24 protein-coding genes are annotated in these 24,901 nt (G+C 70.0%); 13 read left to right on the forward strand and 11 right to left on the reverse strand.

The window, feature by feature from the left end:
• Positions 1 to 14: 14 nt before the first annotated feature.
• Positions 15 to 1,883, reverse strand: a complete 1,869-nt coding sequence (locus MTBUT4_RS16510; RefSeq protein ID WP_173980799.1) for an ABC transporter ATP-binding protein/permease — start codon at positions 1,881 to 1,883, stop codon at positions 15 to 17.
• 103 nt (positions 1,884 to 1,986) lie between these two features.
• Between MTBUT4_RS16510 and MTBUT4_RS16515 the strand changes: the two genes are divergently transcribed.
• The 5 genes from MTBUT4_RS16515 to MTBUT4_RS16535 all read left to right on the forward strand — a co-directional run bounded on the left by MTBUT4_RS16515 (position 1,987) and on the right by MTBUT4_RS16535 (position 8,236).
• Positions 1,987 to 3,429 (forward strand): pentapeptide repeat-containing protein, encoded by a 1,443-nt coding sequence (locus MTBUT4_RS16515; protein WP_173980800.1) that lies wholly within the window; start codon positions 1,987 to 1,989, stop codon positions 3,427 to 3,429.
• A 90-nt stretch (positions 3,430 to 3,519) separates the two neighbouring features.
• The gene (locus tag MTBUT4_RS16520; RefSeq protein WP_173980801.1) at positions 3,520 to 5,250 is read left to right on the forward strand and encodes an ATP-binding protein; all 1,731 of its coding nucleotides are present in this window, start codon (positions 3,520 to 3,522) and stop codon (positions 5,248 to 5,250) included.
• Positions 5,251 to 5,570: 320 nt separating this feature from the next.
• Positions 5,571 to 6,782: a hypothetical protein gene (locus MTBUT4_RS16525; protein ID WP_173980802.1), complete on the forward strand. Its 1,212-nt coding sequence runs from the start codon at positions 5,571 to 5,573 to the stop codon at positions 6,780 to 6,782.
• A gap of 34 nt (positions 6,783 to 6,816) precedes the next feature.
• A complete protein-coding gene (locus MTBUT4_RS16530; protein WP_173980803.1) occupies positions 6,817 to 7,767 on the forward strand; it encodes a winged helix-turn-helix domain-containing protein in 951 nt (316 codons plus the stop codon).
• A complete protein-coding gene (locus MTBUT4_RS16535; RefSeq protein WP_173980804.1) occupies positions 7,760 to 8,236 on the forward strand; it encodes a hypothetical protein in 477 nt (158 codons plus the stop codon). Before MTBUT4_RS16530 ends, MTBUT4_RS16535 begins: the two co-directional genes overlap by 8 nt.
• A 10-nt stretch (positions 8,237 to 8,246) precedes the next feature.
• Here MTBUT4_RS16535 and MTBUT4_RS16540 read toward each other — a convergent pair whose 3' ends face one another.
• Positions 8,247 to 9,905, reverse strand: a complete 1,659-nt coding sequence (locus MTBUT4_RS16540) for a hypothetical protein (RefSeq protein WP_254434896.1) — start codon at positions 9,903 to 9,905, stop codon at positions 8,247 to 8,249.
• Positions 9,906 to 10,014: 109 nt separating this feature from the next.
• A complete protein-coding gene (locus MTBUT4_RS16545) occupies positions 10,015 to 10,611 on the reverse strand; it encodes an HD family hydrolase (RefSeq protein WP_173980806.1) in 597 nt (198 codons plus the stop codon).
• Positions 10,612 to 10,733: 122 nt separating this feature from the next.
• Between MTBUT4_RS16545 and MTBUT4_RS16550 the strand changes: the two genes are divergently transcribed.
• The 6 genes from MTBUT4_RS16550 to MTBUT4_RS16575 all read left to right on the forward strand — a co-directional run bounded on the left by MTBUT4_RS16550 (position 10,734) and on the right by MTBUT4_RS16575 (position 15,043).
• On the forward strand, positions 10,734 to 11,345 hold the full coding sequence (locus tag MTBUT4_RS16550) for a 50S ribosomal protein L25/general stress protein Ctc (protein ID WP_173980807.1): 612 nt from the start codon (positions 10,734 to 10,736) through the stop codon (positions 11,343 to 11,345).
• Positions 11,346 to 11,350: 5 nt separating this feature from the next.
• The gene (gene pth, locus MTBUT4_RS16555) at positions 11,351 to 12,022 is read left to right on the forward strand and encodes an aminoacyl-tRNA hydrolase (protein WP_173980808.1); all 672 of its coding nucleotides are present in this window, start codon (positions 11,351 to 11,353) and stop codon (positions 12,020 to 12,022) included.
• Positions 12,023 to 12,148: 126 nt separating this feature from the next.
• Positions 12,149 to 13,252 carry a redox-regulated ATPase YchF gene (ychF, locus tag MTBUT4_RS16560; RefSeq protein WP_173980809.1) on the forward strand — a complete coding sequence of 368 codons (1,104 nt, stop codon included), beginning with the start codon at positions 12,149 to 12,151 and terminating at the stop codon, positions 13,250 to 13,252.
• A gap of 78 nt (positions 13,253 to 13,330) precedes the next feature.
• Positions 13,331 to 13,753, forward strand: a complete 423-nt coding sequence (locus tag MTBUT4_RS16565; protein WP_173980810.1) for a bacteriohemerythrin — start codon at positions 13,331 to 13,333, stop codon at positions 13,751 to 13,753.
• 143 nt (positions 13,754 to 13,896) lie between these two features.
• On the forward strand, positions 13,897 to 14,700 hold the full coding sequence (locus MTBUT4_RS16570; protein WP_217424195.1) for a HupE/UreJ family protein: 804 nt from the start codon (positions 13,897 to 13,899) through the stop codon (positions 14,698 to 14,700).
• Positions 14,687 to 15,043, forward strand: a complete 357-nt coding sequence (locus tag MTBUT4_RS16575; RefSeq protein WP_173980811.1) for a DUF6488 family protein — start codon at positions 14,687 to 14,689, stop codon at positions 15,041 to 15,043. The genes MTBUT4_RS16570 and MTBUT4_RS16575 overlap by 14 nt, the downstream gene beginning before the upstream one ends.
• Positions 15,044 to 15,046: 3 nt before the next feature.
• On the opposite strand, the gene MTBUT4_RS16580 is transcribed toward MTBUT4_RS16575, so the two are convergent.
• The gene (locus tag MTBUT4_RS16580) at positions 15,047 to 15,901 is read right to left on the reverse strand and encodes an NUDIX hydrolase family protein (protein WP_173980812.1); all 855 of its coding nucleotides are present in this window, start codon (positions 15,899 to 15,901) and stop codon (positions 15,047 to 15,049) included.
• Positions 15,902 to 16,031: 130 nt separating this feature from the next.
• Between MTBUT4_RS16580 and scpA the strand changes: the two genes are divergently transcribed.
• Positions 16,032 to 18,182, forward strand: coding sequence for a methylmalonyl-CoA mutase (gene scpA / locus MTBUT4_RS16585; RefSeq protein ID WP_173980813.1), 2,151 nt, complete (start codon positions 16,032 to 16,034; stop codon positions 18,180 to 18,182).
• Between the two features lie 178 nt (positions 18,183 to 18,360).
• Here the strand turns inward: scpA and MTBUT4_RS16590 are convergent, their stop codons facing one another.
• Positions 18,361 to 19,749, reverse strand: a complete 1,389-nt coding sequence (locus MTBUT4_RS16590; protein WP_173980814.1) for a DUF4139 domain-containing protein — start codon at positions 19,747 to 19,749, stop codon at positions 18,361 to 18,363.
• Between the two features lie 79 nt (positions 19,750 to 19,828).
• On the opposite strand from MTBUT4_RS16590, the gene MTBUT4_RS16595 reads away from it, so the two are divergent.
• Entirely contained in the window at positions 19,829 to 20,968 is a 1,140-nt protein-coding gene (locus tag MTBUT4_RS16595) for a DNA recombination protein RmuC (protein WP_254434897.1), read from the forward strand.
• Positions 20,969 to 20,980: 12 nt separating this feature from the next.
• Here the strand turns inward: MTBUT4_RS16595 and MTBUT4_RS16600 are convergent, their stop codons facing one another.
• From MTBUT4_RS16600 to MTBUT4_RS16625, 6 genes are all read right to left on the reverse strand, one after another.
• Positions 20,981 to 21,208 (reverse strand): DUF1150 family protein, encoded by a 228-nt coding sequence (locus MTBUT4_RS16600; protein ID WP_173980815.1) that lies wholly within the window; start codon positions 21,206 to 21,208, stop codon positions 20,981 to 20,983.
• Between the two features lie 12 nt (positions 21,209 to 21,220).
• Positions 21,221 to 21,709 carry an Hsp20 family protein gene (locus MTBUT4_RS16605; protein ID WP_173980816.1) on the reverse strand — a complete coding sequence of 163 codons (489 nt, stop codon included), beginning with the start codon at positions 21,707 to 21,709 and terminating at the stop codon, positions 21,221 to 21,223.
• A gap of 172 nt (positions 21,710 to 21,881) precedes the next feature.
• Positions 21,882 to 22,415 (reverse strand): hypothetical protein, encoded by a 534-nt coding sequence (locus MTBUT4_RS16610; protein WP_173980817.1) that lies wholly within the window; start codon positions 22,413 to 22,415, stop codon positions 21,882 to 21,884.
• 173 nt (positions 22,416 to 22,588) lie between these two features.
• On the reverse strand, positions 22,589 to 23,122 hold the full coding sequence (gene thpR / locus MTBUT4_RS16615) for an RNA 2',3'-cyclic phosphodiesterase (protein ID WP_173980818.1): 534 nt from the start codon (positions 23,120 to 23,122) through the stop codon (positions 22,589 to 22,591).
• On the reverse strand, positions 23,119 to 24,291 hold the full coding sequence (locus MTBUT4_RS16620; RefSeq protein ID WP_173980819.1) for an FIST C-terminal domain-containing protein: 1,173 nt from the start codon (positions 24,289 to 24,291) through the stop codon (positions 23,119 to 23,121). Before MTBUT4_RS16620 ends, thpR begins: the two co-directional genes overlap by 4 nt.
• A complete protein-coding gene (locus MTBUT4_RS16625; RefSeq protein ID WP_254434898.1) occupies positions 24,288 to 24,890 on the reverse strand; it encodes an arylesterase in 603 nt (200 codons plus the stop codon). The genes MTBUT4_RS16620 and MTBUT4_RS16625 overlap by 4 nt, the downstream gene beginning before the upstream one ends.
• Between the last annotated feature and the right edge of the window lie 11 nt (positions 24,891 to 24,901).

Raw genomic sequence — 24,901 nt, forward strand, 5'->3', positions numbered from 1 at the left:
TCGCAAGTGAGCGACTACTCCGCCGCCCCTTCCAGCGCGGTCGCCAGGCGTTCGTGCAGCAGCGCCGCCTCCTGCTGCTTGTGCCACATTCCGGCATAGCGCCCGCCCGTGGCCAGCAGGTCTGCATGGCGGCCGCGCTCGACGATCTGCCCCTGCTCCATCACCACGATCTCGTCGGCATCGACCACGGTGGACAGGCGGTGGGCGATGACCAGGGTGGTGCGGTCCCGCGACACCTCGCGCAAGGACGCCTGGATCTCCTTCTCGGTGTGGGTGTCGAGCGCGCTGGTGGCCTCGTCGAACAGCAGGATGCGCGGCTGTTTCAGGATGGTCCGGGCGATGGCGACCCGCTGTTTCTCGCCGCCCGACAGCTTGAGGCCGCGCTCGCCCACCCTGGTGTCGTAGCCCTCGGGCAGCGAGACGACGAAGTCGTGGATGCGGGCCAGCCGGGCGGCCGCCTCGATCTCGTCCTGGCCGGCGCCGGGGCGGCCATAGGCGATGTTGTAGCGGATGCTGTCGTTGAACAGCACGGTATCCTGCGGAACGATGCCGATGGCGGCGCGCAGGGATTGCTGGGTCACCGAGCGGATGTCCTGGCCGTCGATCAGGATGGCGCCGCCGGTGACGTCGTAGAAGCGGAACAGCAGCCGGGCGATGGTGCTCTTGCCGGCGCCCGAGGGGCCGACGATGGCCACCGTGCGCCCGGCCGGCACCACCAGGTCGATGCCTTCCAGGATGGTGCGGTCGGGGCGGTAGCCGAAGCCCACCGCCTGGAACCGCACCTCGCCCGGACCGGCGGCCAGCGGCGGCGCGCCCGGGGAATCGGCGATCTCGGCGTTCTCGGCCATCAGCCGGAACATGGATTCCATGTCGGTCAGCGACTGCTTGATCTCGCGGTAGACGAAACCCAGGAAGTTCAGCGGCATGGCCAGCTGCACCAGGTAGGCGTTGACCAGCACGAAATCGCCCAGGGTCATGGTGCCCCGGGCCACCTCGGCCGCCGCCAGCATCATCACCCCGGTCAGGCCGGCGGCGATGATGGCGCCCTGGCCGATGTTGAGCATGGACAGCGTCACCTTGCTTTTGACCGCCGCCCCCTCGTAGCGTTCCAGCGCGCGGTCGTAGCGCGCCGCCTCGTGCTCCTCGTTGCCGAAATACTTTACCGTCTCGAAGTTGAGCAGCGAGTCGATGGCCTTGGTGCTGGCCTCGGAATCGGTCTCGTTCATGGTGCGGCGGAACTTGGTCCGCCACTCGGTGACCGCCAGGGTGTAGGTGATGTAGACGGCGATGGTGCCGAAGGTGGCGAGGGCGAAGCGGGCGTCGTACAGGGTCCACAGCACCGCGGTGACCAGTCCGATCTCCAGCAGCGTCGGCAGCACGTTGAACAGCATGAAGTTCAGCAGGAACTCGATGCTCTTGGTGCCGCGCTCGATGGCGCGCGAGACGCCGCCGGTCTGGCGGTCCAGGTGGAAGCGCAGCGCCAGCCGGTGCAGGTGGCGGAACACCTGCAGCCCGACGGTGCGGATGGCGCGCTGGCCGACGCGGGCGAAGGCGACGTCGCGCAGTTCGGCGAAGGCGCTGGAGGAGACCCGCGCCAGCCCATAGGCCAGCAGCACCGCCACCGGCACCGCCACCGCCACCCCCGCCTCGGCCAGTCCGGGCTGGCCGCCCAGCGCGTCCACCGCCTGCTTGTAGAGCAGCGGCACCACCACGTTGATGCCCTTGGCGGCGGCCAGGAAGGCCAGCGCCAGCACCACCCTGAGGCGCAGACCCGGCGCATCCCGGGGCCACAGATAGGGGGCCAGGGTGCGCAGGGTCTTCCAGTCGTGGCGCGGGCCGATCTGGGCGGGACGGTGGTATTCGGAGGGGAGGCGTCGGTGCATGCCCCTAAGATGAGGCGGGCGCCGCGCCCGCGCAACGCATCCCGTGGGGTTGCGCACAGGAGGCGCCGTTGCCCGCCGCCGCCGCCGTCGCTATTGTGGCCGCATGCGCCATCCCACCGAACTCCATAACGGCGACGTCGCCTGGAAGACCGTCCGCGTCCTGGTCTTCAGCGCCGACGATGCCTTCCGCTTCCTGGTGCGCCAGACCTTCCGCAAGCTGAACGTGCGCGAGGTGCTGTCGACCAGCGTCCCGGCCGACGCCACCCCGATGATGAAGCAGGCCCCCGACATCGCGCTGGTCGATCTGGACGGCGACGTGGCGGCGGCCATCGCCTTCCTCGAGCGGGTGCGCGCCGCCGATGCCGAGATCCCGGTGCTGGCCATGGCGGGCACCGAGAAGACCGGCGCCCCCGACGCCCTGCGCTTAGGGATCGAGGGCCTGGTGCCCAAGCGGGTGTCGGGCCACGAGCTGTCGCACCGGGTGGCCGAGACCCTGAAGGACCCCAGGCGGCTGCCGCCGCCGGCAGAGGCCAAGCCGAAGCCGGCCGTCGTGCTGCCGCCGCGCCCGGCTGCGGCCCCCTCCCCCGAGGCCCCGCCGCCGGGCGCCATCGGCGGCGCGCCCGACCCGGTCAAGGCCGAGCTGGCGGCGCTGACCGCCAGGCTGGCGGCCAATTCCAAGGTCCTGGGCGGCGGCGCCGCCGCTCCCACCCCCCGGCCGGCGCCGCCGCCGGCCCGGACGGCCGCCCGCGGCGGTGACGGCGGCACCTGGGGGGGCGATGCCCCGGCGGCCAAGCGCCCCTCCGGCGGCACCCTCGACCTGGACGACCTCGCCCCGGCGCCGGCGGCGCGCGGCGGCAAGCTGGACGATGACGACATCGCCGCCGCCCCGGTCGGCGTCAAGGGCGGCACGCTGGACCTGCGCCCCCTGTCCGACGACGAACGCGCCGCGGCCGAAAAGCGCAAGGCGGCGTGGCAGGAGGAACTGGCCCAGTCCGGCCATACCGCGCGCGCCGGCAAGGACGTCGCCGGGCTCGACGTCAGCGCCATCGTCGCCGCCCATGGCGAGTGGCTGGCGACCAAGGGGGCGGGCGGCAAGCGCGCCAACTTCCAGGGCATGGACCTGGCCGGCGGCGACCTGTCGGCGGCGGTTCTGGCCAACGCCACCTTCCGCGATGCCGAGCTGTCCGACGCCACCCTGGCCGAGTCCCGTCTCGACGGCTGCGACTTCCGCTATGCCAAGATGGGCGCCACCGACCTCGCCGGGGCCGATCTGGGGGTGGCCCAGCTGCGCCATGCCGACCTGCGGCTGGCCAACCTGGAAGGGGCCAATCTGCGCGGCGCCGACCTGTCGGGAGCGCGGCTGGCCGGGGCACGCCTGGCCGGTGCCGATTTCGGCGGCGCGGTCCTGGTCAGCACCGATTTGTGCGATGCCGACCTGTCGCAGGTCGACAAGCTGGGCCAAGCCCAGGTCGACAAGGCCATCTGCGACATGAAGACCAAGCTGCCGCCCGGCATCTCCCGCCCGCGCCGGCCGGACGGGGAATGAAACCGACTCGCAAGCCGCAGATTCCCATCGAAAATCCACGAATTCGTCATATGCTGATATCCGGGAGTTGAATGACAGCGGGGACGTGTTTTGGCACCGATCGATGCCGAACGCCTGAGGCGCGTCATCGTCCTGTATGCGACCGTCGCCATGGCCACCATCAGCCTGGTGGTGGCGGCGGTGGCCATCGGGCCGCTGGCGCTGCGCCTGCGTGAGGATGCCGTCGCCGGCTTGCGTCACGAACTGGCGCTGAAGGCGATAGCCGGCGCCGAGGTGCTGACCCGCGCCCGCAACCTGGCCGAGCAGGTGACCAGCCGCACCGTCATCCGCGAACGCCTGGAAGCCTACAACCGCGGCGAAATCACCCTGCCCGAGCTGGCCGAGTTCACCCGCGACAAGCTGGGCGACGCCCTCAACCTGTCGCCCGAGCTGCTGGGCATCGGCCGCTTCGCCGCCTCGGGCGAAGCGGTGGTCGATATCGGCCGGCCGCTCGACGGGCTGCCGCTGCCGCCGTTGGGGCGGCGCGAGATGACGCTGTCGCTGATCGAGGCCGGCGGCGAGCCGGTGCTGCTGATGGCCGCCCCCATCATCGGCCGCGGCAAGGTGCTGGCCGGCACCGACCTGGTGGCGGTGGACGCCGGCTCGCTGAAATCGATCCTCGACGAGGCCCGCGCGCTGGGCCACAGCGGCGAGGCGGCGATCCTCGACGCCGCCGCCGGATACCGGGTGCTGCTGGCGTCGAAGGGAGCGCAGGCCGCCGTGCCCGCCACCGCCGCCATCGCCGCCCGCGCCATCGAGTCCGGGGGATCGGTGCTGGACGAATCCGGCGGCTACATCTACACCGCCGAGCCGCTGCGCGGGACCCCGTGGGTGCTGGTGCTGCGCATCCGCTCCGGCGAAGCCACCGCCAGCGTCGACCGCCTGCTGCTGCTGGTGATCCTGGGCGCGGCGGCGCTGATCGGGCTGGGGGTGTTGGGGCTGCGCAAGGTGCTGGCGCCGATGACCGGCGTGTTCATCGTCCAGCATGCCGACATGGCCCGCCAGATCGGAGCCCTGGAACAGGCCAAGGCCGAGCTGGCGGCCAAGACCCGCAGCCTGGCCCTGTCCAATGCCGAGCTGCAGGAATACGCCTACGCCGCCTCGCACGACCTGCAGGAGCCGGTGCGCACCATCATCGGCTTCACCCAGCTGCTCAAGCGCCGCTACCGCAGCCAGATGGGTCCCGAGGCCGACGAGTTCATCGACTTCATCGTCGAAGGCGCCGAGCGCATGCGCCGCCAGATCAACGACCTGCTGTCCTATGCCCGGCTGGGCCGCAACGAGGCGCCGGCCGAGGTGGTGGACATGGATTCGGTGGTGGCCGAAGCCATCGAGGTGCTGCACGCGGTGATCGCCGAGACCGGCGCCACCATCGAGGCGGCGCCGCTGCCGAACGTGAAGGGCGGACACGACGCCATGCTGCGGCTGATGCAGAACCTGCTGTCCAACGCCATCAAGTTCACCAAGCCCGGCGAAGCTCCGCGGGTCGAGATCACGGCCTCGGTCGCCGACGGCTGGGCCGAGTTCACCGTGCGCGACCACGGCATCGGCATCGAGCCGGAATACCACGACCGCATCTTCCACATGTTCGAGCGCCTGCACCCAAGGGGCCACTACGACGGCAGCGGCATCGGCCTGGCCATCTGCCGCAAGGCGGTGGAACTGCTGGGCGGGCGCATCTGGGTGGAATCGCGCCCCGGCGACGGCGCCGCCTTCCACTTCCTGCTGCCGGCGGCGAAGGCGGCGCCGGTGGCGGCGGACGATCATCACGTCCGCCATTAGGGTCCGTTCACGTCGCACCGCCGTGAACGTGAGAAAATCAGCCTCTACCTTTGTTGAATGGAGCAAGCGTCCCACACAATTCTGAGCCCACATGACGCGGTCTTGCGTGGTAGGCGCACAACGTGGTCGCGGCGGTCATGGGGCGTGCAGCTAGCAGGCCCGCCGCTTATTGACCGAGCCCTATTCAATGGTAGTATTTACTCGGTAATGGACGACTTTTTGCCCGGGCCATGAGATTCGAACAATGGAGAACAGCGGTCCGTCGGTGCGCCGCCGTTCAAGGGCGCCGTCCGGCCGAGACCCTCCACGAATACCGTCAGGTGCTGATTGAGCTCCACCAATTGGCTATGCAGGCCCCCGCCGTGGTCCGCGACGCCTTCAAACGCCTGCGTGAGAGCGACATAAAAGCTGAGGCCGCGAAACGGGAAACGCGGGTGGCCAACGGCAATTGCGCCTGGGACTGTCCCCTGGATGACGCCGACGAGGCCACCTGGATGATGGCCCTGGGGGCACAGATCAGGGCAGTGGAAACCTGGATGAACATATCGGTCGCCCACGCCCTGGGAGAACCCGCCAGCGCCGATGCCTGGTACTGCGCCGCGACCGACCACTACGCCGTTCCCCGCCGACGGCCTTTTCGCCCCAAGGACCACCATCCCTATGAGCGTCGGGGCCTGCTCTACCACCGCATCATTCCGGCGGAAGTGTCGGGCTATCAGGTCCGGATCACGCTGGACAACGCCCGCGATCCCTCGCGCGACGGCATCACCCGCATGGGGGCGGCGCTGCTGCAGGACTTCCGCTTCACCCATACCCGCCATGGCGACGGCTTCCTGATCGACTCGGTGGAGGCAACGGATATGGCTGCCACCATCGGGGCACAGGTTGAACGAGCCTGCGGCGCCGCCTGCTATTGCGTGGTCTGGCCCGAATTGGCGCTTTCCCCGGCGGCGCGCGACCATATCGCCACCTTGCTCCGCCACCACGACGGCAGAAACCGGCCTGCCGTTGTGGTTGCGGGATCGTGGCACCAACGCGACGGCAGCGTCGCTCGTAACGTCGGCACGGTGCTGGACGGGTACGGCCGCTCGGTGCTCACCTTCGCCAAGGCGCTGCCGTTCACCCATGACAGCCTCGGACCGGAAGCCATCCAGGGCAGCCACGCCATCGAGGTGTTGGTTACCCGCGACAGCGTCATCGCCTTCGCCATCTGCCGCGATTATTGCGACAACCAGGTGCTGTCGCCGTTTCCCGATCTGGACGTCGATCTGATCCTGGTCCCCTCGCTCGGCAACGCCGCCACCATGGACGGCCACAGGGTGACCGCGAAGCGGGCGGCCCTCAACCACGGCACCCGCACCTTCGTGGTGCAGCAGGACCTGCCGGCGGGCACGGACCCGCGCCTGGGACTCGTGTTGCCGCCGCAGGCCGGGGCCGATCAGAAAGCGCTGGCGCAGTCCGACGTATGGAAGGTCTATGAAGTCACTTCGTTAGGCCCATATTATGTTGGCGGCCGGACTGAAACGTTGTAAAACGTGTCGGCCCGCATTGACGCGGAACAGGCGAATGAACGCATTGCTTGATTTCGATAAAATTGCGCTTGGCGATGCCAAGCCCGCCGAGGCCCGCGCCATCCTGCGGGCGGCCTTGGAGCAAGGGTCCACCGAAGCCATCCAGCGGGCCTACACGGCGCTGCGTTCGTGGGTGTGGAAGACCCTCGACGGCCGCCGCCGCGATGACGAGCTCCACGACTGGTTCGACATCCTGAAGGCCACCCAGGCCCGGCTGGAGCATACCGGCCGGGTCGAGGCCGAACGGCTGCGCGTGTTGCAGGAGCTGATCGACGAATCCATCGCGGTGGCGCAGGTGCGGTCGGCGGAGGCGGTGATCCGGCGGCCCCACGTCATGGACATCCTGCTCCAGCTCAGGAACAACGGCTCCGAGGGACGGATGGGCCGCGACCGCATCGGCGCCCGCCTCAACCTGCGGCAGGCCAACCTGTCGCGCATCCTCGGCATGATGGTCGCCGCCGGCCTGATCGAGCGCGAGCCCTACGGCAAGTACGCCGCCTTCCGCCTCACCCGCACCGGCATGGCGGAAGTGAACAAGGCCCATCCCGAGCGGGAGCCGGCATTGGCCGACAAGCCCCGCATTCGCTCGGGCGCCACACGCGCGTTAAGCTACCGCATCAACCTGGCGACCAACCTGGGGACTCCCGCCGCGGCCGAGATGGCCCAACAGCGGGACGTGGCTCAGCGAGTGACGCGGTTTCTGCAACGCCCGGCCGAAATCCACAACACGACGGACCCCGGCCGCCTGTTGGTCGCTGCGGGCGGCAGGTCCGACGCCAGTGCCGAGTGGGTCGTCCCGGCATCCCCTCCTCCGGGCGTGGGCGAGTTCCACACGGCGCTGGACCGCGCCTGCTCGATGAACAGCCTGGCCTATCCCGTAAACGCAGCGGCGACCGTCAAGAAGGGCGTGGCCGCGCCCCCCTCGCGGAGGCTTGACCATGAGTGACCATCCGGCAGGTTCGCAACCCGACGCCAACACCGAGGAAGAGCTTCAACTGCCCGAGGTGCCCAAGGTGACGGTCACCTGCGACGCGGTCGGGCGCATGCGCATCCCACGCACCGTGATGTCGCTGCTGCTCGGCGTCGGCGAGCTGGAGGACGGGAGCAAGGTGCTGGTTCCTGCGGTGGAGCTGAAGATCGACGTCACCGACGATTCCACCGACGAAACCGAAACCGTCTGCCATTCCATTTCCCTCGACAACGCCGCCTTCCTGATCACCAGCCTGGCCCAGGGCCTGGGCATTTCCCTCGAGCCCCTGAAATCGTTGGTGAACGGGCAGCTTCTACCGGAACCCGCGCGTCTGGAGCAGACCCGCCATTACATGCTGGCGGCGCAAAAGATGCTGGCCGCCGGCGTCGCCGAAATCGACGAAGCCCTGGCGGCGACCCGGGCCGAGCGCGCTCAAGGAAAATAGCCCGTCTCCGTCAGGCGAAGCCGGCCTTCACCAGCAGCTGGTGGAAGTCGCGCAGGGCCTTGGCCTTCCTCGCCGGGTCGGGGATGTCGTCGACCAGGGTGGCGTCGAAATTGGGCTGGCGCAGCAATTCCACCACCCGCTTGCGGGCGCGGGCCAGGGCCTTGCCCTCGGGCAGCACGCCGGCGCCGCAGAACTTGACCAGCCGCACCGCGCGGTCGCGCAGGTGGGTCTCGGGGTGGTCCAGCTTCTCGATGATCTTCTCGTCGATGATGTAGCGTTCCAGCACGCCGTCGATATGGGCCGCCACCTTCTCCTTCAGCTCGTCCGGCAGGGCCGAGTTCTTGGCCGCCTTGAAGGCGCCGGTGACGCTGACCATGCGTTCCTTGGGCGACAGCGAGCGGCGGCACAACTCGCCGATGACGCGGGCGCCGAACACCGTATCCAGCTGCTCGCGGATGTCGTCCAGGTGGTCCTTGGCGAAGTCGGTCTTGGACAGCTCGGCCAGGTACATCACCCCGTGGGCGCGGTCGGGCAGCGCCTGGACGGTATTGGTGATGGCCATGCGCCGCCCGGTGGCGCCGCCCTGCTCGACGAAGCGGGCGCCGCGCACGGTCAGCGCCTCGGCCGCCTTCTCGCCGGCCAGGATGCCGCCCGGCACCAGCAGGCGCATCAGCACCTTCTGGTATTCCTCCATCTCCTTGCCCGGCTCGTTGGTGTAGAGCGGCTGGGGCGAGCGCAGCTGCTTCAGGGCGCGGTCGATGAGAACGTACTGGCTGCCCGGCAGCCGGCCGGCGGCCAACAGGGCGTTGAGCTGCTCGGTGATGTCCTTGGCCTCGCTCTTGGCGGCGTCGAACTTGCCGTCGGCGAGGTCGAGCATGGCGATGATGGCGTCGGCCAGCGAGCGCTGCCAGCCCATGATCTCCTGCGCCACGTTGGCGCCCAGCACGTCGGCGATGACCGTGTCGAGCAGCAGCACCGCCTGGGGATTGGGCTCGTTGGCGGCCAGCTTGCACAGCCGTTCCAGCTTGCCCAGCCAGCTGCGGGTGCCGATCAGCTCGCGCGACAGCACCACCATGGCCAGGTATTCGGGGGTCTCGTCGCGGTACCCGGCGACGTCGGCCAGGGTGTCCGAGAACCGCTCGCCCAGCTTGGGCAGTTGGAAACCGTCGGCGCGCCGCGCCTGGGCCTGGATCTGGTCGAGCGCGGCGAAGATCTCCTCGCGCCGCTGCTTGGCCGGCATCTCGGTGTCCTTGACCTGCAGCGTGGCGACCTTGTCCACCGCCGAGGGGACCAGCGCGTCCTTGTCCATGATGCGCTGCATTTCCTTGCGGTTGTGCAGCAGCTCGGTCGGGGTCAGCACCACCTTCTCGAAATAGGTGCGGAACACCCGGTTCATGGCCATGCGGCTTTCCAGGCCGAAGAAGTCGCGCGGCTTCTCGCAGCGCGGCGGCGCCTTGCCGATGGGATCGATGCGGATGGGTCCCTCGCCGCGGGCGTCCTGCACCTTCTCGAAGATGACGTTTTCCGACATGGAGCCGTCGCGGTTCAGCCAGTTGCGAACCACGCGCGCCCCCTCGCACGCCTTGTTGGACAGGAACTTCTCGGCGAGCTGTCGGGCCTCCGCCTCCTTGTCGCGGGCGGATTCCGTGACCCAGCGGCCCTGCTTCATCACTTGGACTTCGTAATTCTCACGTCCTGACGCGGCCATTCTGACCTCCCCCGAAGTGCACAGGGCAGTATTGAGCCAGTGAGGCTTGGACGCAATACCAAGCAATTGTTCAGCGGGCGGGAGCCAGATAGCCCCGCCGCACCGCATCGGCCACCAGCGCCTCGGCGTGGTCGCCCAGGGCCGGGGCGCCGGCCCGGATGCGCGCCACCAGGCGGGCCACCTGGTCGGCGGTGACGCCGTTGGAGCGCCAGGTGGCGCCGCCGGTGGCGACGTTGTTCAGGATCGGCTGCAGCCGGTCCAGCGCGTCGGCGAAGCGGGCGGTGGCGGTGTCGCGCGCCTCGAATTCCCGCCACAGCGCCTCGAACTCCGCCGCCTGGTCGGGCGGCAGCAGCCCGTACAGGCGCCCGGCCGCCGCCGCCTCGCGCGCCGCCTTGGTGGCGTTGCCGGCCTCGTCGTGGATGAAGGTGTCGCCGGCATCGATCTCGACCACGTCGTGGAACAGCAGCATGCGGGCGGCGCGCCATGGATCGGCGCCCTCGGGGGCATATTCCGCCAGCAGGACCGCCATCGCCGCCACGTGCCAGGAATGCTCGGCGTCGTTCTCGCGGCGCGAGGAATCGGTGAGCAGCGTCTGGCGCAGCACGGTCTTCAGCTTGTCCAGCTCGAGAACGAAGGCGAGCTGCCGGGAAAGGCGGTGGTCGGTCATGGCGTTCCTTCTACCACACCGGTGATTCCGGTTGAAATCGCCACGGCGCCGGTGTAGATGAAGCCCCTTCGGCGCGGCACCCCTGGAGGCCGCGCCTTTCCGCGTTATTGGAGAATCGCGACATGACCGAGATCAGCACCATCGCCGCCGAGCTGCGCGATCGGGCCGGAAAGGGGGCCGCCCGAGCCACTCGCCGTGAGGGCAAGGTTCCGGGCGTCATCTACGGCGCCAAGCAGGACCCCATCTGCATCGCCATCGACCCCCGCATCATCTGGGCCGAGCTGCACAAGCCGGGCTTCAAGACCCGCCTGTTCGACGTCGATCTGGGCAAGGGCGGCAAGCACCGCTGCCTCGCCCGCGACGTCCAGTACCACCCGGTCAACGACCAGCCCATGCACATCGACCTGATGCGGGTGGCCGCCGACGCGGTGGTGCACGTCAAGGTGCCGGTCCACGTCGCCAACGCCGACAAGTCCCCGGGCGTCAAGCGCGGCGGCGTGGTCAACCTCGAGCTGCACGAGATCGAGGTCACCTGCGCCCCCGACCTGATCCCGCACGAGTTCGTGGTCGACCTGGCCGGGCTCGACATCGGCGCCGCCGTCCATGTCGGCCAGCTCGGCCTGCCCAAGGGCGTCACCCCCTACCACGTGGCCGCCGACGCCACCGTGGTGACCATCGCCCCGCCGACGGTGGGTAAGGCCGACGCCGCCGCCGAGGCGACCTCGGCCGGCTGATCGCCATGATCCTGGTTGTCGGACTGGGCAATCCCGGACCCGAATACGCCAGGAACCGGCACAATATCGGCTTCATGGCGGCGGACGAACTCGTCCGCCGCCATTCCTTCGGCCCCTGGCGGGCCAAGTTCCAGGGCCAGATCGCCGAGGGCATGATCGCCGGCGGGAAGGTGATGGCGCTGAAGCCGATGACCTACATGAACCTGTCCGGCCAGTCGGTCAGCGCCGCCCTGCGCTTCCTCAAGGTGCCGGTCACCGACCTGGTGGTGATCCACGACGAGCTCGACCTCGCCCCCGGCCGCATCCGGGTCAAGCGCGGCGGCGGCGCCGGCGGCCATAACGGCCTGAAGAGCATCGACGCCCATCTCGGCAAGGATTACCGCCGCATCCGCCTGGGCATCGGCCATCCCGGCGACAAGGACCGGGTCGCCGACTACGTGCTGCACGATTTCGCCAAGGCCGACCAGGACTGGGTGGACAAGCTGATCGACGCCGTCGCCGACGCCTTCCCGCTGCTGCTGGGCGGCGACGACAACGGCTTCATGAACCGGGTGACGGTGTTGACGGCGCCGCCGAAACCGGCCAAACCCGCCAAGGCGCCGGAACCGGCCGCGCCTGCGGAGGGCGGCCTGGCGGAAAAGCTGAAGGCCGCGATGGAGCGGAAAAAGGACAACTGACCCTTCTCCCGTCATGCCCGGGCTTGACCCGGGCATCCACGGCGGCGAAGCCGCTTCCGGCAGCATGGCCCCCCGGGTCAAGCCCGGGGGTGACGGTGAAGGGAAACCGAGGAACTGGAGAGGATCATGGGTTTCAACTGCGGCATCGTCGGCCTGCCCAACGTCGGCAAGAGCACCCTGTTCAACGCCCTGACCCAGACCGCGGCGGCGCAGGCGGCCAATTATCCCTTCTGCACCATCGAGCCCAATGTCGGCCGGGTGGCGGTGCCCGATCCGCGCCTGGACAAGCTGGTGGCCATCGCCAAGAGCCAGAAGGAGATCCCCACCCAGCTGGAATTCGTCGACATCGCCGGGCTGGTGCGCGGCGCCTCGAAGGGCGAGGGCCTGGGCAACCAGTTCCTCGCCAACATCCGCGAGGTCGACGCCATCGTCCACGTGCTGCGCTGCTTCGAGGATGCCGACATCACCCATGTGGAGGGCAGCGTCGATCCGGTGCGCGACGCCGAGACCATCGAGACCGAGCTGATGCTGGCCGACCTCGACAGCCTGGAGCGCCGCATCGTGCCGCTGGAGAAGAAGGCCAAGGGCGGCGACAAGGACGCCAAGGCCCAGGTCGAGGTGATGGAGGCCTATCTCGCCGCCCTGCGCGAGGGCCGGCCGGCCCGCACAATCGCCTTCGACAGCGAGGACGAGCGCCGCATCGCCCGCCAGCTCGGCATGATGACCGCCAAGCCGGTGCTTTATGCCTGCAACGTCGAGGAGGCCTCGGCCGCCGAGGGCAACGCCTTCTCCGCCCGCGTCTTCGAGATGGCGGCCAAGGAAGGCAACCGTGCCGTGGTCATCTCGGCCGCCATCGAGGCCGAGGTGGCGCAGCTGTCCTCGGACGAGGAGCGGCGCGAATTCCTCGAGACCCTGGGACTGGAGGAGGCCGGCCTGGCCCGCGTCATCCGCGCCGGCTACGACCTGCTTCACCTGCTCACCTTCTTCACCGTCGGGCCGAAGGAGGCCCGGGCCTGGACCGTGCAGAAGGGGGCCAAGGCGCCCCAGGCCGCCGGCGTCATCCATACCGACTTCGAAAAGGGCTTCATCCGCGCCGAGACCATCTCCTACGAAGACTTCATCGCCTGCGGCGGCGAGGCCGGCGCCAAGGAAGCCGGCAAGATGCGGCTGGAAGGCAAGGAATACGTGGTCCAGGACGGCGATATCTTCCACTTCCTTTTCAACGTATAATTAACGATCCGGTTGATCGACATCAAAATCATTTGGCGCCAATAGGTTATGATGCACTCCTGGATGGCGGGGGGGCACATGGTCAGCGGCGATTTGCGGGTTCACTGGAAGGACAGCTTCGCCGTCGGCGATCCCACCATCGACGCCCAGCACAAGGCCTTCTTCGAGGACATCAACCGCCTGGCCGAGGCGCTGGACGGCGATGCCCCGCACCAGGCGGCGATCACCTTCTACCGCGCCTTCCGCCGCGACCTCGCCCGCCACTTCCGCGAGGAAGAGGAAATCCTGCAGGCCACCGGCTTCCCCGACCTCTCCGCCCACGGCGCCGAGCACGAGGCTTTGCTGGCCTCGGTCCAGGGCATGGAGGAAATGCTGCGCGACTATCCCGACACTGCCGATCTGCGCCTGATGCTCCGCCGCCTGTTCCAGGCGCTGATCGAGCACGTGATCGGCGAGGACATGCGCTACCGGCCATACCTACGGCAAGGTTCGGCACCGTGACAGGCCCGGCGGTGGACAGCGGCGCGCCCTTTGTGATGGAGTAGCCCCTCCTCTTCCGCAGGTTCAGGGGTGCCCGATGCAGGTCGAGAGCGAGGCGGCGCCGGGCACGCCACGTCCGCAGGCCAACGGGTGAGGGCGCGCGCATGAAGGCGGTTGTGCACGGCATGCTGGCGGCGGCATCGGCCGCCCTGCCCTCGGGCGCGGCGCTGGCCCACGGCATTTCCGAGCCCGACCGCCTGGCCATGATCGAGGGCGGATACGGCCGCTATGTCGAGCTGGGCGCCCTGCACATGCTCACCGGCTACGACCATCTGCTGTTCCTGCTGGGGGTGGTGTTCTTCCTGACCCGCCTGCGCGACGTGGTGGTGTTCGTCACCGCCTTCACCCTCGGCCACAGCATCACCCTGCTGGGCGCCACCTTCCTGGGCATCACCGTCAATCCCTTCGCCGTGGACGCGGTGATCGCGCTCACCGTGGCCTATAAGGGCTTCGACAATCTCGGCGGCTTCCAGACCCATCTCAACATCCGGCCGCCCAGCCTGCTGGCCATGGTGTTCGGCTTCGGGCTGATCCACGGCTTCGGCCTGTCGACCCGCCTGCAAGAGCTGCCGCTGGGCGACGACCGGGTCGCCACCGGGCTGCGCATCCTGTGCTTCAACGCCGGGGTCGAACTGGGGCAGATCGCCGCCCTGCTGGCCATGACCGCCGCCCTCGCCCTGTGGCGCCGGCGCCCGTCCTTCCCGCGTTTCTCGGCCCTGGCCAACGGCGCCCTGGTGGCGGCCGGGCTGCTGCTGTTCCTGGCCCAGTCGCACGGCGCGCTGCACACCCTCGACCCCGACCAGTTCGGCTTCGCCACCGATCAGCACACCCACGCCCACGAGGACATGCGCCTCGAGCTTCAACGCCTCGAGCAACGACGAAAGGCCGCCGGCCATGACAATCTCTGACCCCCTCCGCGCCGCCGCGCTGGCCGTGTCCCTGGCCCTGGCCCTGCTGGCCGCCCCCCCGGCCGCCGCCCATCCCGGCGGCCATGTGGGCGACCCGGTCGGCCGCGAGGTGGTCGTCCCCGCCGCCATGGACGTCAAGACCCGCCTGGTCCAGGAAGGCAAGATCGACTTCACCTGGGCCATGGTGGAGCCGGCCAAGGCCGACCAGATCGACAACAACGGCGAAAAGGAATGGCTGGTGCTCTTCCACAACCCCGCCGTCGCCGACCCGGCCAAACGAATCCTCTACATCTTCTTCACCATCGAGGGGATGTATCTGGCGGCCAATTATACCGGCCGCTAATTCCTACCAGCCCTTGCGCAAACCGGCGACCACGGCGAGGTAGTCGGGCTCGCCGTCCGGCGTCAGCACGCCGTGGCGGAGCATGAAATCCAGCAGGACCAGGTTGACGTTGAACTTGAAGTCGTCGCCGCTGCGCACCCGCTCCTTCACCTCGGCCACCGGCATCAGGCGGAAATCCTCGATCTCGCCGTCGGTGTTGCGGGGGACGAAATCCTCGGGCAGTTCCAGGTCGAAGCAGAACATGGTGTCCGGCTTCAGCCCCCAGCCGTCCTCCATGCAATAGCTGACGGCGCCGACCGGGCGGGCGGTGCGGGCCAGCGCCTCGGGCAGGTCGGCCTCCTCGGCCGCTTCCTTGACCAGGTTGTCCATCAGCGTGAGCCCGGCCGGCTGGCCGCCGGCGATCATGTTGTCCAGCTTGCCCGGCGCCACCGCCTTGTCCCAGGCCCGCTTGCCGATCCACAGATGCAGGCCGTCGGCGCGGCGCACCACGCCGTTGACGTGGATGCCGTAGGCGCGCACCCCGAACAGCGCCACATGGGCGCGATCGACGGTGAACAGGCTGGGCTCGCCCCAGCCCGGCGCGATGTCGTAGCGCTCGCCCTTGGGACCGGGCGTGCCCCAGGCGGCGGCCAGGTCGCGGCAGGCGGCGTCGATGGCGACCGAGCGCGCCTCGGGGGTGGCCAGGCCGGGATGCAGCGTCACCGCTTCCTCGGACACCCGGAAGGTGGCGGGAAAGGCCGACAGGTGGCCGGCGACATCGTGCCGCACCCACCCCACCTGGCGCCGTTCCGCCATGAACGGGCGGAACTTGCCAATGTCGTGGGCGTTGCAGGCGGCGATGTGGTCGAGGAAGGCCATGGCGAAAAGGTGCCCCCGGCATGCCCCCCGCGCAAGCCCCTCAATGGACGCGGGTGGCTGTGGTGGCTATACTCCCGCCCTCCCGGGTGGTTTTCGCCCGGTGTCCGAGGGCAGAGCAGCGGAGGACTTGATGACCGAATTCGCCAAGAAGACCCTGGCCGATTGGGAGGCGCTGGCCTCCAAGGACCTCAAGGGCGCGTCGCCGGAGACCCTGAACTGGGAGACCCCGGAAGGCATCACGGTCAAGCCGCTCTACACCGCCGCCGACCTGGAAGGGCTCGAGCATCTGGGCTCGCTGCCCGGCTTCCCGCCCTTCACCCGCGGGCCGCGCGCCACCATGTACGCAGCCCGGCCGTGGACGGTGCGCCAGTACGCCGGCTTCTCCACCGCCGAGGAGTCCAACGCCTTCTACCGCCGCAACCTGGCCGCCGGCCAGCAGGGCATCTCGGTGGCCTTCGACCTGGCCACCCATCGCGGCTATGATTCCGATCATCCCCGCGTCGTCGGCGATGTGGGCAAGGCCGGCGTCGCCATCGACTCGGTCGAGGACATGAAGATCCTGTTCGACGGCATCCCGCTCGACAAGATGAGCGTGTCCATGACCATGAACGGCGCCGTGCTGCCGGTCCTGGCCGGCTACATCGTCGCCGCCGAGGAGCAGGGCGTCGCCCAGGACCAGCTGTCCGGGACCATCCAGAACGACATCCTGAAGGAGTTCATGGTCCGCAACACCTACATCTACCCGCCGGCGCCCAGCATGCGGATCATCGCCGACATCATCGAGTACACCTCGAAGAACATGCCCAAGTTCAACTCCATCTCCATCTCCGGCTACCACATGCAGGAAGCCGGCGCGACGGCGGTGCAGGAGCTGGCCTTCACCCTGGCCGACGGCCTGGAATACGTGCGCGCCGCCCTGGCCCGCGGCCTCAAGATCGACGAATTCGCCGGCCGGCTGTCGTTCTTCTGGGCCATCGGCATGAACTTCTTCATGGAGATCGCCAAGATGCGGGCCGGCCGCCTGTTGTGGGCCCGCATCATCAAGCAGTTCGACCCGCAGAAGCCCGCCTCCATGGCGCTGCGCACCCACTGCCAGACCTCGGGCGTGTCGCTGACCGAGAAGGACGCCTACAACAACGTCATCCGCACCACCATCGAGGCCATGGCGGCGGTGCTGGGCGGCACCCAGTCCCTGCACACCAACGCGCTGGACGAGGCCATCGCCCTGCCCACCCCGTTCTCGGCCCGCATCGCGCGCAACACCCAGCTGATCATCCAGGAGGAGACCGGCATCCCGCATGTGGTCGACCCGCTGGCCGGCTCGTACTACGTCGAGGCGCTGACCGCGGCCATCGCCGAGGAGGCCTGGAAGCTGATCCAGGAGGTCGAGGATTTGGGCGGCATGACCAAGGCGGTGGAATCCGGCATGCCCAAGATGAAGATCGAGGAGGCCGCCGCCCGGCGCCAGGCCCGCATCGATCGCGGCGAGGAGGTGGTGGTCGGCGTCAACAAGTACCAGCCGGCCGAGGAGGCCCCCATCGAGATCCTGGACGTGGACAACGCCAAGGTCCGCGACTCCCAGATCGCCCGGCTGAAGCAGATCAAGGCCACCCGCGACCAGGCCGCCTGCGACGCCGCCCTGGCGGCGCTGGAGAAGGCCGGCGAATCGGGCGAGGGCAACCTGCTGGAACTGGCGGTGGCCGCCACCCGGGCGCGGGCCACGGTGGGCGAGATCTCGGACGCGCTGGAGAAGTCGTTCACCCGCCACCGCGCCCAGATCCGTTCCATCTCGGGCGTCTATGGCGGCGTCTACCAGGGCGATGCCGGCTTCGCCGCGCTCAAGGCCGACGTCGATGCCTTCGCCAAGGAGGAAGGCCGCCGGCCGCGCATGCTGGTGGTGAAGATGGGCCAGGACGGCCACGACCGCGGCGCCAAGGTGATCGCCACCGCCTTCGCCGATATCGGCTTCGACGTCGATGTCGGGCCGCTGTTCCAGACCCCGGAAGAGGCGGCCCGCCAGGCGGTGGAGAACGACGTCCACATCGTCGCCGCCTCCTCCCTGGCGGCCGGCCACAAGACCCTGGTGCCGGCGCTGATCGGCGAGTTGAAGGCGCAGGGGGCCGGCGACATCCTGGTGGTCACCGGCGGCGTCATCCCGCCGCAGGACTACGACTTCCTGTCCCAGGCCGGCGTCGCCGCCATCTACGGCCCCGGCACCAACATCCCCAAGGCGGCCGCCGAAATCCTGGCGCTGCTGCGCAAGCGGGAGCGGGCGGCGTAGCGAGGGACGGCTTTCAACCCTCGCCCGCCCGCGGGAGAGGGTGCGAGGCGAAGCCGAGCGGGAGAGGGCCTGTATCCGCCGGGATCGGTGGCGCCGAACGCGGCTGACGTCCAGGCCCTCTCCCTCCCGGCCTGACGGCCGGGCCCCTCCCTCTCCCGCAGGCGGGCGAGGGGTTTTTCTACCCCTTCACCCGCACCCGGTACTTCAGCACCACCTCGCCCTTGGCCGGCACCGTCACCGTCCAGCGGGCGGTGAAGGCGTTCTCCTTGGCGTGCTTGGCGCTTTCGTCCACCACCAGCCAGTCGCCGCCGAAGGCCTCGCGCACGGTGACCGTCTCGGCCTTGGCGGCGGCGTTGGCCAGCTTGATTTCGAAGGCGGCTTCCGAGACCTCGGCCGAGACCTTCTGGAAGTCCACTTGGCTGCGCCGGGCGGTGAGGTCGAAGGCCTTGCCCAGGGTGATGCGGGCGGTGGCGCCGGCCGGGGTGGCGGGCAGGCGGTCCTCGCCCAGCAGGCGCACGCCGCCATCGGCGCCGCGCTGGACCACCCGCACGGTGCCGCCGGGCAGCGGCACCCCTGAGGTATTGCGCAATTCGAGCTGCGCCGCCGGATGCAGCGCCGGGCCCTCCGTCCACGGCTGGCGCCAGGCATAGGGCGGCACCGGGTCGAGCACCAGGCGCCGCTCGGCGGCCACCGCCACCGGCGCCACCAGCGGCACCTGCCGGGTCTCGCCGTCGCGCAGCGACACCGGCTGCGCCACGGTGTAGAGGTGATAGGGACCCAGGGCCTCGCGCGCCGCCTCGGGCGCCATGGCGGCCGCCGCCTGGACCTTCATCAGCGCCCGCGGCGGCGGGGCATCGGCGACGCGGTTGGTCTCGCCGGCCACCAATTGCAGCCGCGCCCGGGGCAGGTCGATGCCGCTGTGATTGGCCACCGCCGCCCATACCGACAGGGTGACGCCATCGCCGGCGGCCGGCAGCTCGGCCACCGTCTCGGCCGACCAGCCGAGGCCGAGGGTCTGGTAGACCAGGTCCAGCGGCCGCCGCCCGGCCGCCTCGGCGCTGATGGCGGCGCGGTAGGCGGCCAGCGGCCGCATGTCCTGGGGCAGCGCATCGTAATGGATGCGGGCCGGCTGCCCGGCCACCACGCGGCCGGCCACCTGGAACACCGGCAGCGGCCCGGCGGCCAGCACCACCGCCCGTTCCTCTCGCGCCGGCGCAGTGCCGTCGGACCACACCACCGTGACCTCGCGCCCCACCGCCGCCCGCAGCAGGCTGCCGGCCTCGATGCCGCCCGGGTCGAAGCCCTGCTCGTCCACCCGCACGCCCGCTCCCGACAGCGACCCCACCCCGGTGGCCTGGCCGGCCACGCCCTCGAACACCAGCGCCTGGGCGCCCTTGGCCAGAGTCGCCTCGCGCCGGTCGCGGACCAGGGCGGTGCCATCCTGGGTGATGGTCACCGCCAGCCCGGTGCGGTCGGCCACCGTTGCCACACCGTCGGCCGCCGCAGCGGGCACGGCCAGGCCCAGCAGGGCGGCGCAGGCGAGGATGGAGGCATGTGGGCGGGCCATGGCGCGAACTCCGTGTCGTCTTCCTGGCCCCGTCCTATGCTATGAAATGGGCGGCATGATGGCATCGGAGGGGTGATCCGTGGACGCAAGCGTGGTGATGGCGGGGCTGGCGGTGGCGGTGCTGGCGCTGCTGGCGGCGGCGGTGCTGGCGCTGAAGGGCCGCGGCGGCCGCGACGAGGCGATCCAGCGGGCGGTGGAATCCCTTGGCCAGTCGCAATCGGCGCTGACCGGGCGGCTGGCCCAGCTGGCCGACAGCCAGGCGGCGACCCAGGCGCAGATGGCCGAGCGCCTGGACCGCCAGGAGAAGGGCGTCGCCCGCGCCGTCGAGGAGCGCCTGGCCGAGCTGGCCAAGCGCCTGGACGAGGGCCTGGCGTCGTCATCCCAGCGCCAGGCCACCACCCTGCACGACCTGCGCGAGCGGCTGGCGGTGATCGACGCGGCGCAGAAGAACATCACCGAGTTGTCGGCGCAGGTGGTCGGCCTGCAGGACATCCTGTCCAACAAGCAGGCCCGCGGCGCCTTCGGCGAGATCCAGCTGAACGACATCGTCACCGCCATGCTGCCGCCCAGCGCCTACCGCTTCCAGGCGCCGCTGGGCGATGGCCGCCGCGTCGACTGCCTGCTCGAGCTGCCCAACCCGCCCGGCTCCATCGCGGTGGACGCCAAGTTCCCGCTGGAAAGCTACCACGCGCTCCGGCAGGCCCGGGACGACGCCGAGCGGACCCAGGCCGGCCGCGCCTTCGCCACCGCCATCCTGAAGCATGTGCGCGACATCGCCGAGAAGTACATCGTCCCCGGCGAGACCGCCGAATCGGCGCTGATGTTCCTGCCGTCCGAGGCCATCTACGCCGAGCTGCACGCCAACTTCCCCGACGTGGTCGAGAAGAGCTTCCGCGCCAAGGTGTGGATCGTCTCGCCCACCACCCTGATGGCGACCCTGAACACCGTGCGCGCCGTGCTGAAGGACGCCCGCATGCGCGAGCAGGCCGGGCTGATCCAGAAGGAGGTGGCGACCCTGCTCGACGACATCGGCCGCCTCGACGACCGCGTCACCGCGCTGGACAGGCATTTCGGCCAGGCGGTCGAGGACATCCGCCAAATCCGCATTTCCACCGACAAGGTGGTGAAGCGGGCCGACCGCATCGAATCGGTCCAGCTGGGCGACGACACGGCAGTGCCCGAGGTCGCCGCCCCCCAGGCGCGCCTGCCGGTGGGGTGACGCCCGTCCCGGTCAGTGCACGCTGACCGGCTCCAGCTCGTGCTGGCGGATGGCAGCGAAGGCGAGGTCGCGGCTGGGGGCGAGGCCCATATGGGTGCCGTCGGCGGCGTGGATGGACCAGCCGACCTGCTCGTCGAGCTCGACCCGCTTGACGAAGGCCAGATGGGGCATGCCCCAGCTGGCGAAGTCCGCCGCGCTCATCGCCTTCTGCGGCTGGTGGACATGGTTGTGTTCGTTCATGGCGGCCTCCTTCTAGCGGCCGGGATGGCGGCGGGGCTTGGACTCTGTCGCCTCGTCACCGGAAAGGTCGATGGTCCTGGGCGCCGGACCGGCGCCCTGGATGGGGATGGAGCGAACCTTGGTCTCGGCCCGCGGACGCTCCAGGTCAACGTGCAGCAGGCCGTTGTCCAGGCTGGCCGCCTTGACCTCGATGCCCTCGGCCAGCACGAAGCTGCGCTGGAACTGGCGGGCGGCGATGCCGCGGTGGAGGAAGATGCGGCTGCAATCGTCCTCGGCCTGACGGCCGCGAATGATCAGCTGGCTGTCCTCCAGCCCGACCGACAGATCCTCCATGGCGAAGCCCGCCACCGCCAGGGTGATGCGCAGGCCGTTCTCGCCGATCTGCTCGATGTTGTAGGGCGGATAGCCCTCGGCCTGGCTTTTGGCGACGCGGTCAAGCGCTCGCTCGAAATGGTCGAAACCGAGCAGCAGGGGGCTGTTGAACAGGGACAGGCGGCTCATGGAAGACGTCCTCCTCTGGCAGCGAGCGAGAAACGGTGGTGGGCCCGGATACCGGCGCCCGTTACGGCGTCCCGCCGGGAAAACTCCCGCACGGAGACCGTTCTGAATGAATATCTTGGGTGGGTTCGGGGGAGAGTCAAGATTAGGTCAGTCATTCTCCCCTATTCCAGACTCACCGCCGAGATGGCGGCAGGGGCTCGGAGCGCACGCGTTCGACCGGGGCGGCCACCGGGATGTTCGTCGGCGCCGGCATCGGAGCCGCCGCTGGCATCGATCCCGGGCCGGTATGGCGCGGCGCCACGGTGACCGAGACCTTGGCACCCCACATGGACCCTGATTCCACCTGCACGGTGGCGGCGCGGTCGCCGCGGGTATAGCTCATGACGGAAATACCCGAGGTGACCGCCATCACCGGCTCCCAGCCGAAATTGGGCATCTGGCTCTGGTAGAAGGCGGTGGCCTCGGGCGCCGACTTCCACAGCTTCATCACCACCCGCCCGGTCCAGCGGTCGCGGTCGCCCAGCACCAGCGAGCGGTCGTTGTCCATGGTCGCCCCGGACGGGATGGGAATGTCGGTGAGCAAGGTGAAGTCCGGCGCCTGGCCGGGATCACCCGACTGCACCGGCGGCAGCGCCGTGCTGGTGCCGCAGCCGGCCAGCGGCAGCAGGACAAGGGCGACGAAAGCGGCGCGGCGGGCGGGCGTCATGGCGCAAACTTACCCGAAAGGGGCACCATGGCACAAGGGAGCGTATGACCCGCAAGGGGCGGCACGAGATGTGGACAAATCGTCGTCCCCGCGCAGGCGGGGACCCAGGGGGTGCACCACCAATCCGTCCGCGACTCCTGGGTTCCCGCCTGCGCGGGAACGACGGCGGAATGCTACCCCAGCCCGTATTCCGCCACCGCCTCGTATTCCGCCCCGCCGCGGCCGAGATGGCTGCGGAACAGCACGAAGCCCTCAACCGGGAAGGGGCCGGCGCGGTAGGGCGAGTGGGCGGCGATGAAGGCCTGGAGGCGGGCGATGGGGGTGTCCTTCAGCCGGGCCAGGGTGACGTGGGGCTGGTAGCGCCGGCGCTCGGGCTCGAGGCCGGCGCGCACCGCGGCCGATTCCACCTTGGCCTGCAGATGCATCAGGCCCGGCGCCCGCTCCACCCCGGCCCACAGGGCGTTGGGGCTGCGCGAGCCGAAGGTGCCGAAACCCTCCAGCGCCAGGTCGAAGGCCGGCGCCCGCACCGCCGCCAGGGATTGGTGCAGCTCATGCCCCACCGTCTCGTCGACGTCGCCGACGAAACGCAGGGTGACGTGCAGGTTGCGCCGCTCGACCCAGCGCGCGCCGGGAAGGCCGGCGCCCAGGGCGGCGAGGGGAACCCCGATGGCGGCGGGCAGCGCCAGGCCGACGAACAGGCGGATCACCGCGCCTCTCCCGCCAGCACGGTGAGCACGCCGGTATAGCCGTAGAGCCGCCCGCCGCAGATCTCGCCATTGGCGAAGAAGCCGGCCAACGGCACCTCGCCCAGGGCGTCCCGGATCATCGCCGGCTCGATGCCGTCGTCGCCGAACATGTGGCGGCCGCGCCCGATGCAGGTGGCGTAGAACGCCGCCCGCGCCGGCCGGCCGTCCAGGCGCCGCTTCACGTCCGCCAGCATGCGCTTCATGTCGGCGCGGGCGGCGGCCGGATCGCGACGCACGAACATCAGGCGGTCGCCGGCCTCGAAGCGGTCGCCGATGGCGATCCAGCCCTGGCGCTGGTCGATGCCCAGCAGGGTGCGGACCAGATAGTCGCCGGTATCCGACCCTGGCACCGGCACCCCGACATGGATGTAGCCGGCGGCGCGCTTGACGTCGCGGGCGATCAGCTCGCCCGCCTCGTCCTTCAGCACCTCCAGCGCCGGCCGACCGTCCAGGCTCATCACCACCCCTTCCCACGCCTCGGTGACCATGTGCACCGGGCCGATCGGGCTGCACCCTTGCGTCACCCCGCACACGGCCGGCACCGAGGCGGCCAGCAGAAGGCCCGACAGCCCGCCCGACACCACGCCGTCGGCGACCTGGGCCGGATGCGCCCCGGCCGAGACCAGCCCGCCGGCCAGGAAGCCGAAATCCGCCGCCGCGCCCCCGACCAGGGCGGGCAGACCGGGATTGCGCGGGTCGCCGTGGACCAGCCCGAGGCAGGGGCCGTGCCCGGCCACCCAATCGCCCAGGCGGGTGCGGAAGGCGGCGACGTCGAGGCCCGAGAAGCAGCGGAAACCCTCCGCCGGCAGCGCCCCCACCATCACCGCCAGGGCGCCGCCCTCGCGCAGGCCGCCACCCTCGCGCAGCCCAATTGCGCCCGAGCAGATGCCGGGGGCGACGGCACCGACCCAGGTTTCGATGCGGGTGGTCTCGCGCAGGAAGGTCAGGATCGAGGCGAAATCCGGGGCGAACGTCTCGGTGGCATAGAGAATGCCGACATTGGCCGAAGGCGCGGCGGCGGCGATTGCCTCCAGGCAGGCCTTGGCGGCGCGGCCCCAATGGTCGGCCTCGGCATGGGCGGCGGCGAAGGGGGCCTGGTCTTCCGGCACCGGTGTGGTGCGAGCGCTCATCCCTTGCCTCCCGCCCCGTCCAGCAGCCTGCGCACCATGGGCAGGATGCCCTGGACCATCAGCTTGACCCCCTCGGCGTTGGGGTGCAAGCCGTCCGGCTGGTTCAGCCGCGCCTGGCCGGCCACGCCCTCGAGGAAGAAGGGATAGAGCGGCACCCCGTGGACCTTGGCCAGGCGGGGATAGATGGCGGCGAAAGTCTCGGCGTAGTCGCGGCCGTAATTGGGCGGGGCGTACATGCCGGCCAGCAGCACCGGCACCCCCTGCTGCTTCAGCCGCCCCAGGATGGCGTCGAGGTTGCGGTAGGCGGCGGCGGGATCGAGGCCGCGCAGGGCGTCGTTGGCCCCCAGCTCGACGATGGCGGCGCCCGGCCGGTCGCCCAGCGCCCAGTCCAGCCGCGCCAGCCCGCCGGCGGTGGTGTCGCCCGACACCCCGGCATTGAGCACCGAGACCTGGTACCCCTCGGCCCGCAGCGCCTGTTCCAGCTGGACGGTGAAGCCCTGCCCGGCCGGCAGCCCGAAACCGGCGGTCAGCGAATCGCCCAGCACCATCAGACGCAGCGGTTCGGCCCGCGCCGGGCCGGCATTCGCGTTGACAACCATGAGCGCCGCGC

The organism is Magnetospirillum sp. UT-4, from assembly GCF_902729435.1.
Taxonomy (GTDB): Bacteria; Pseudomonadota; Alphaproteobacteria; order Rhodospirillales; family Magnetospirillaceae; genus Magnetospirillum.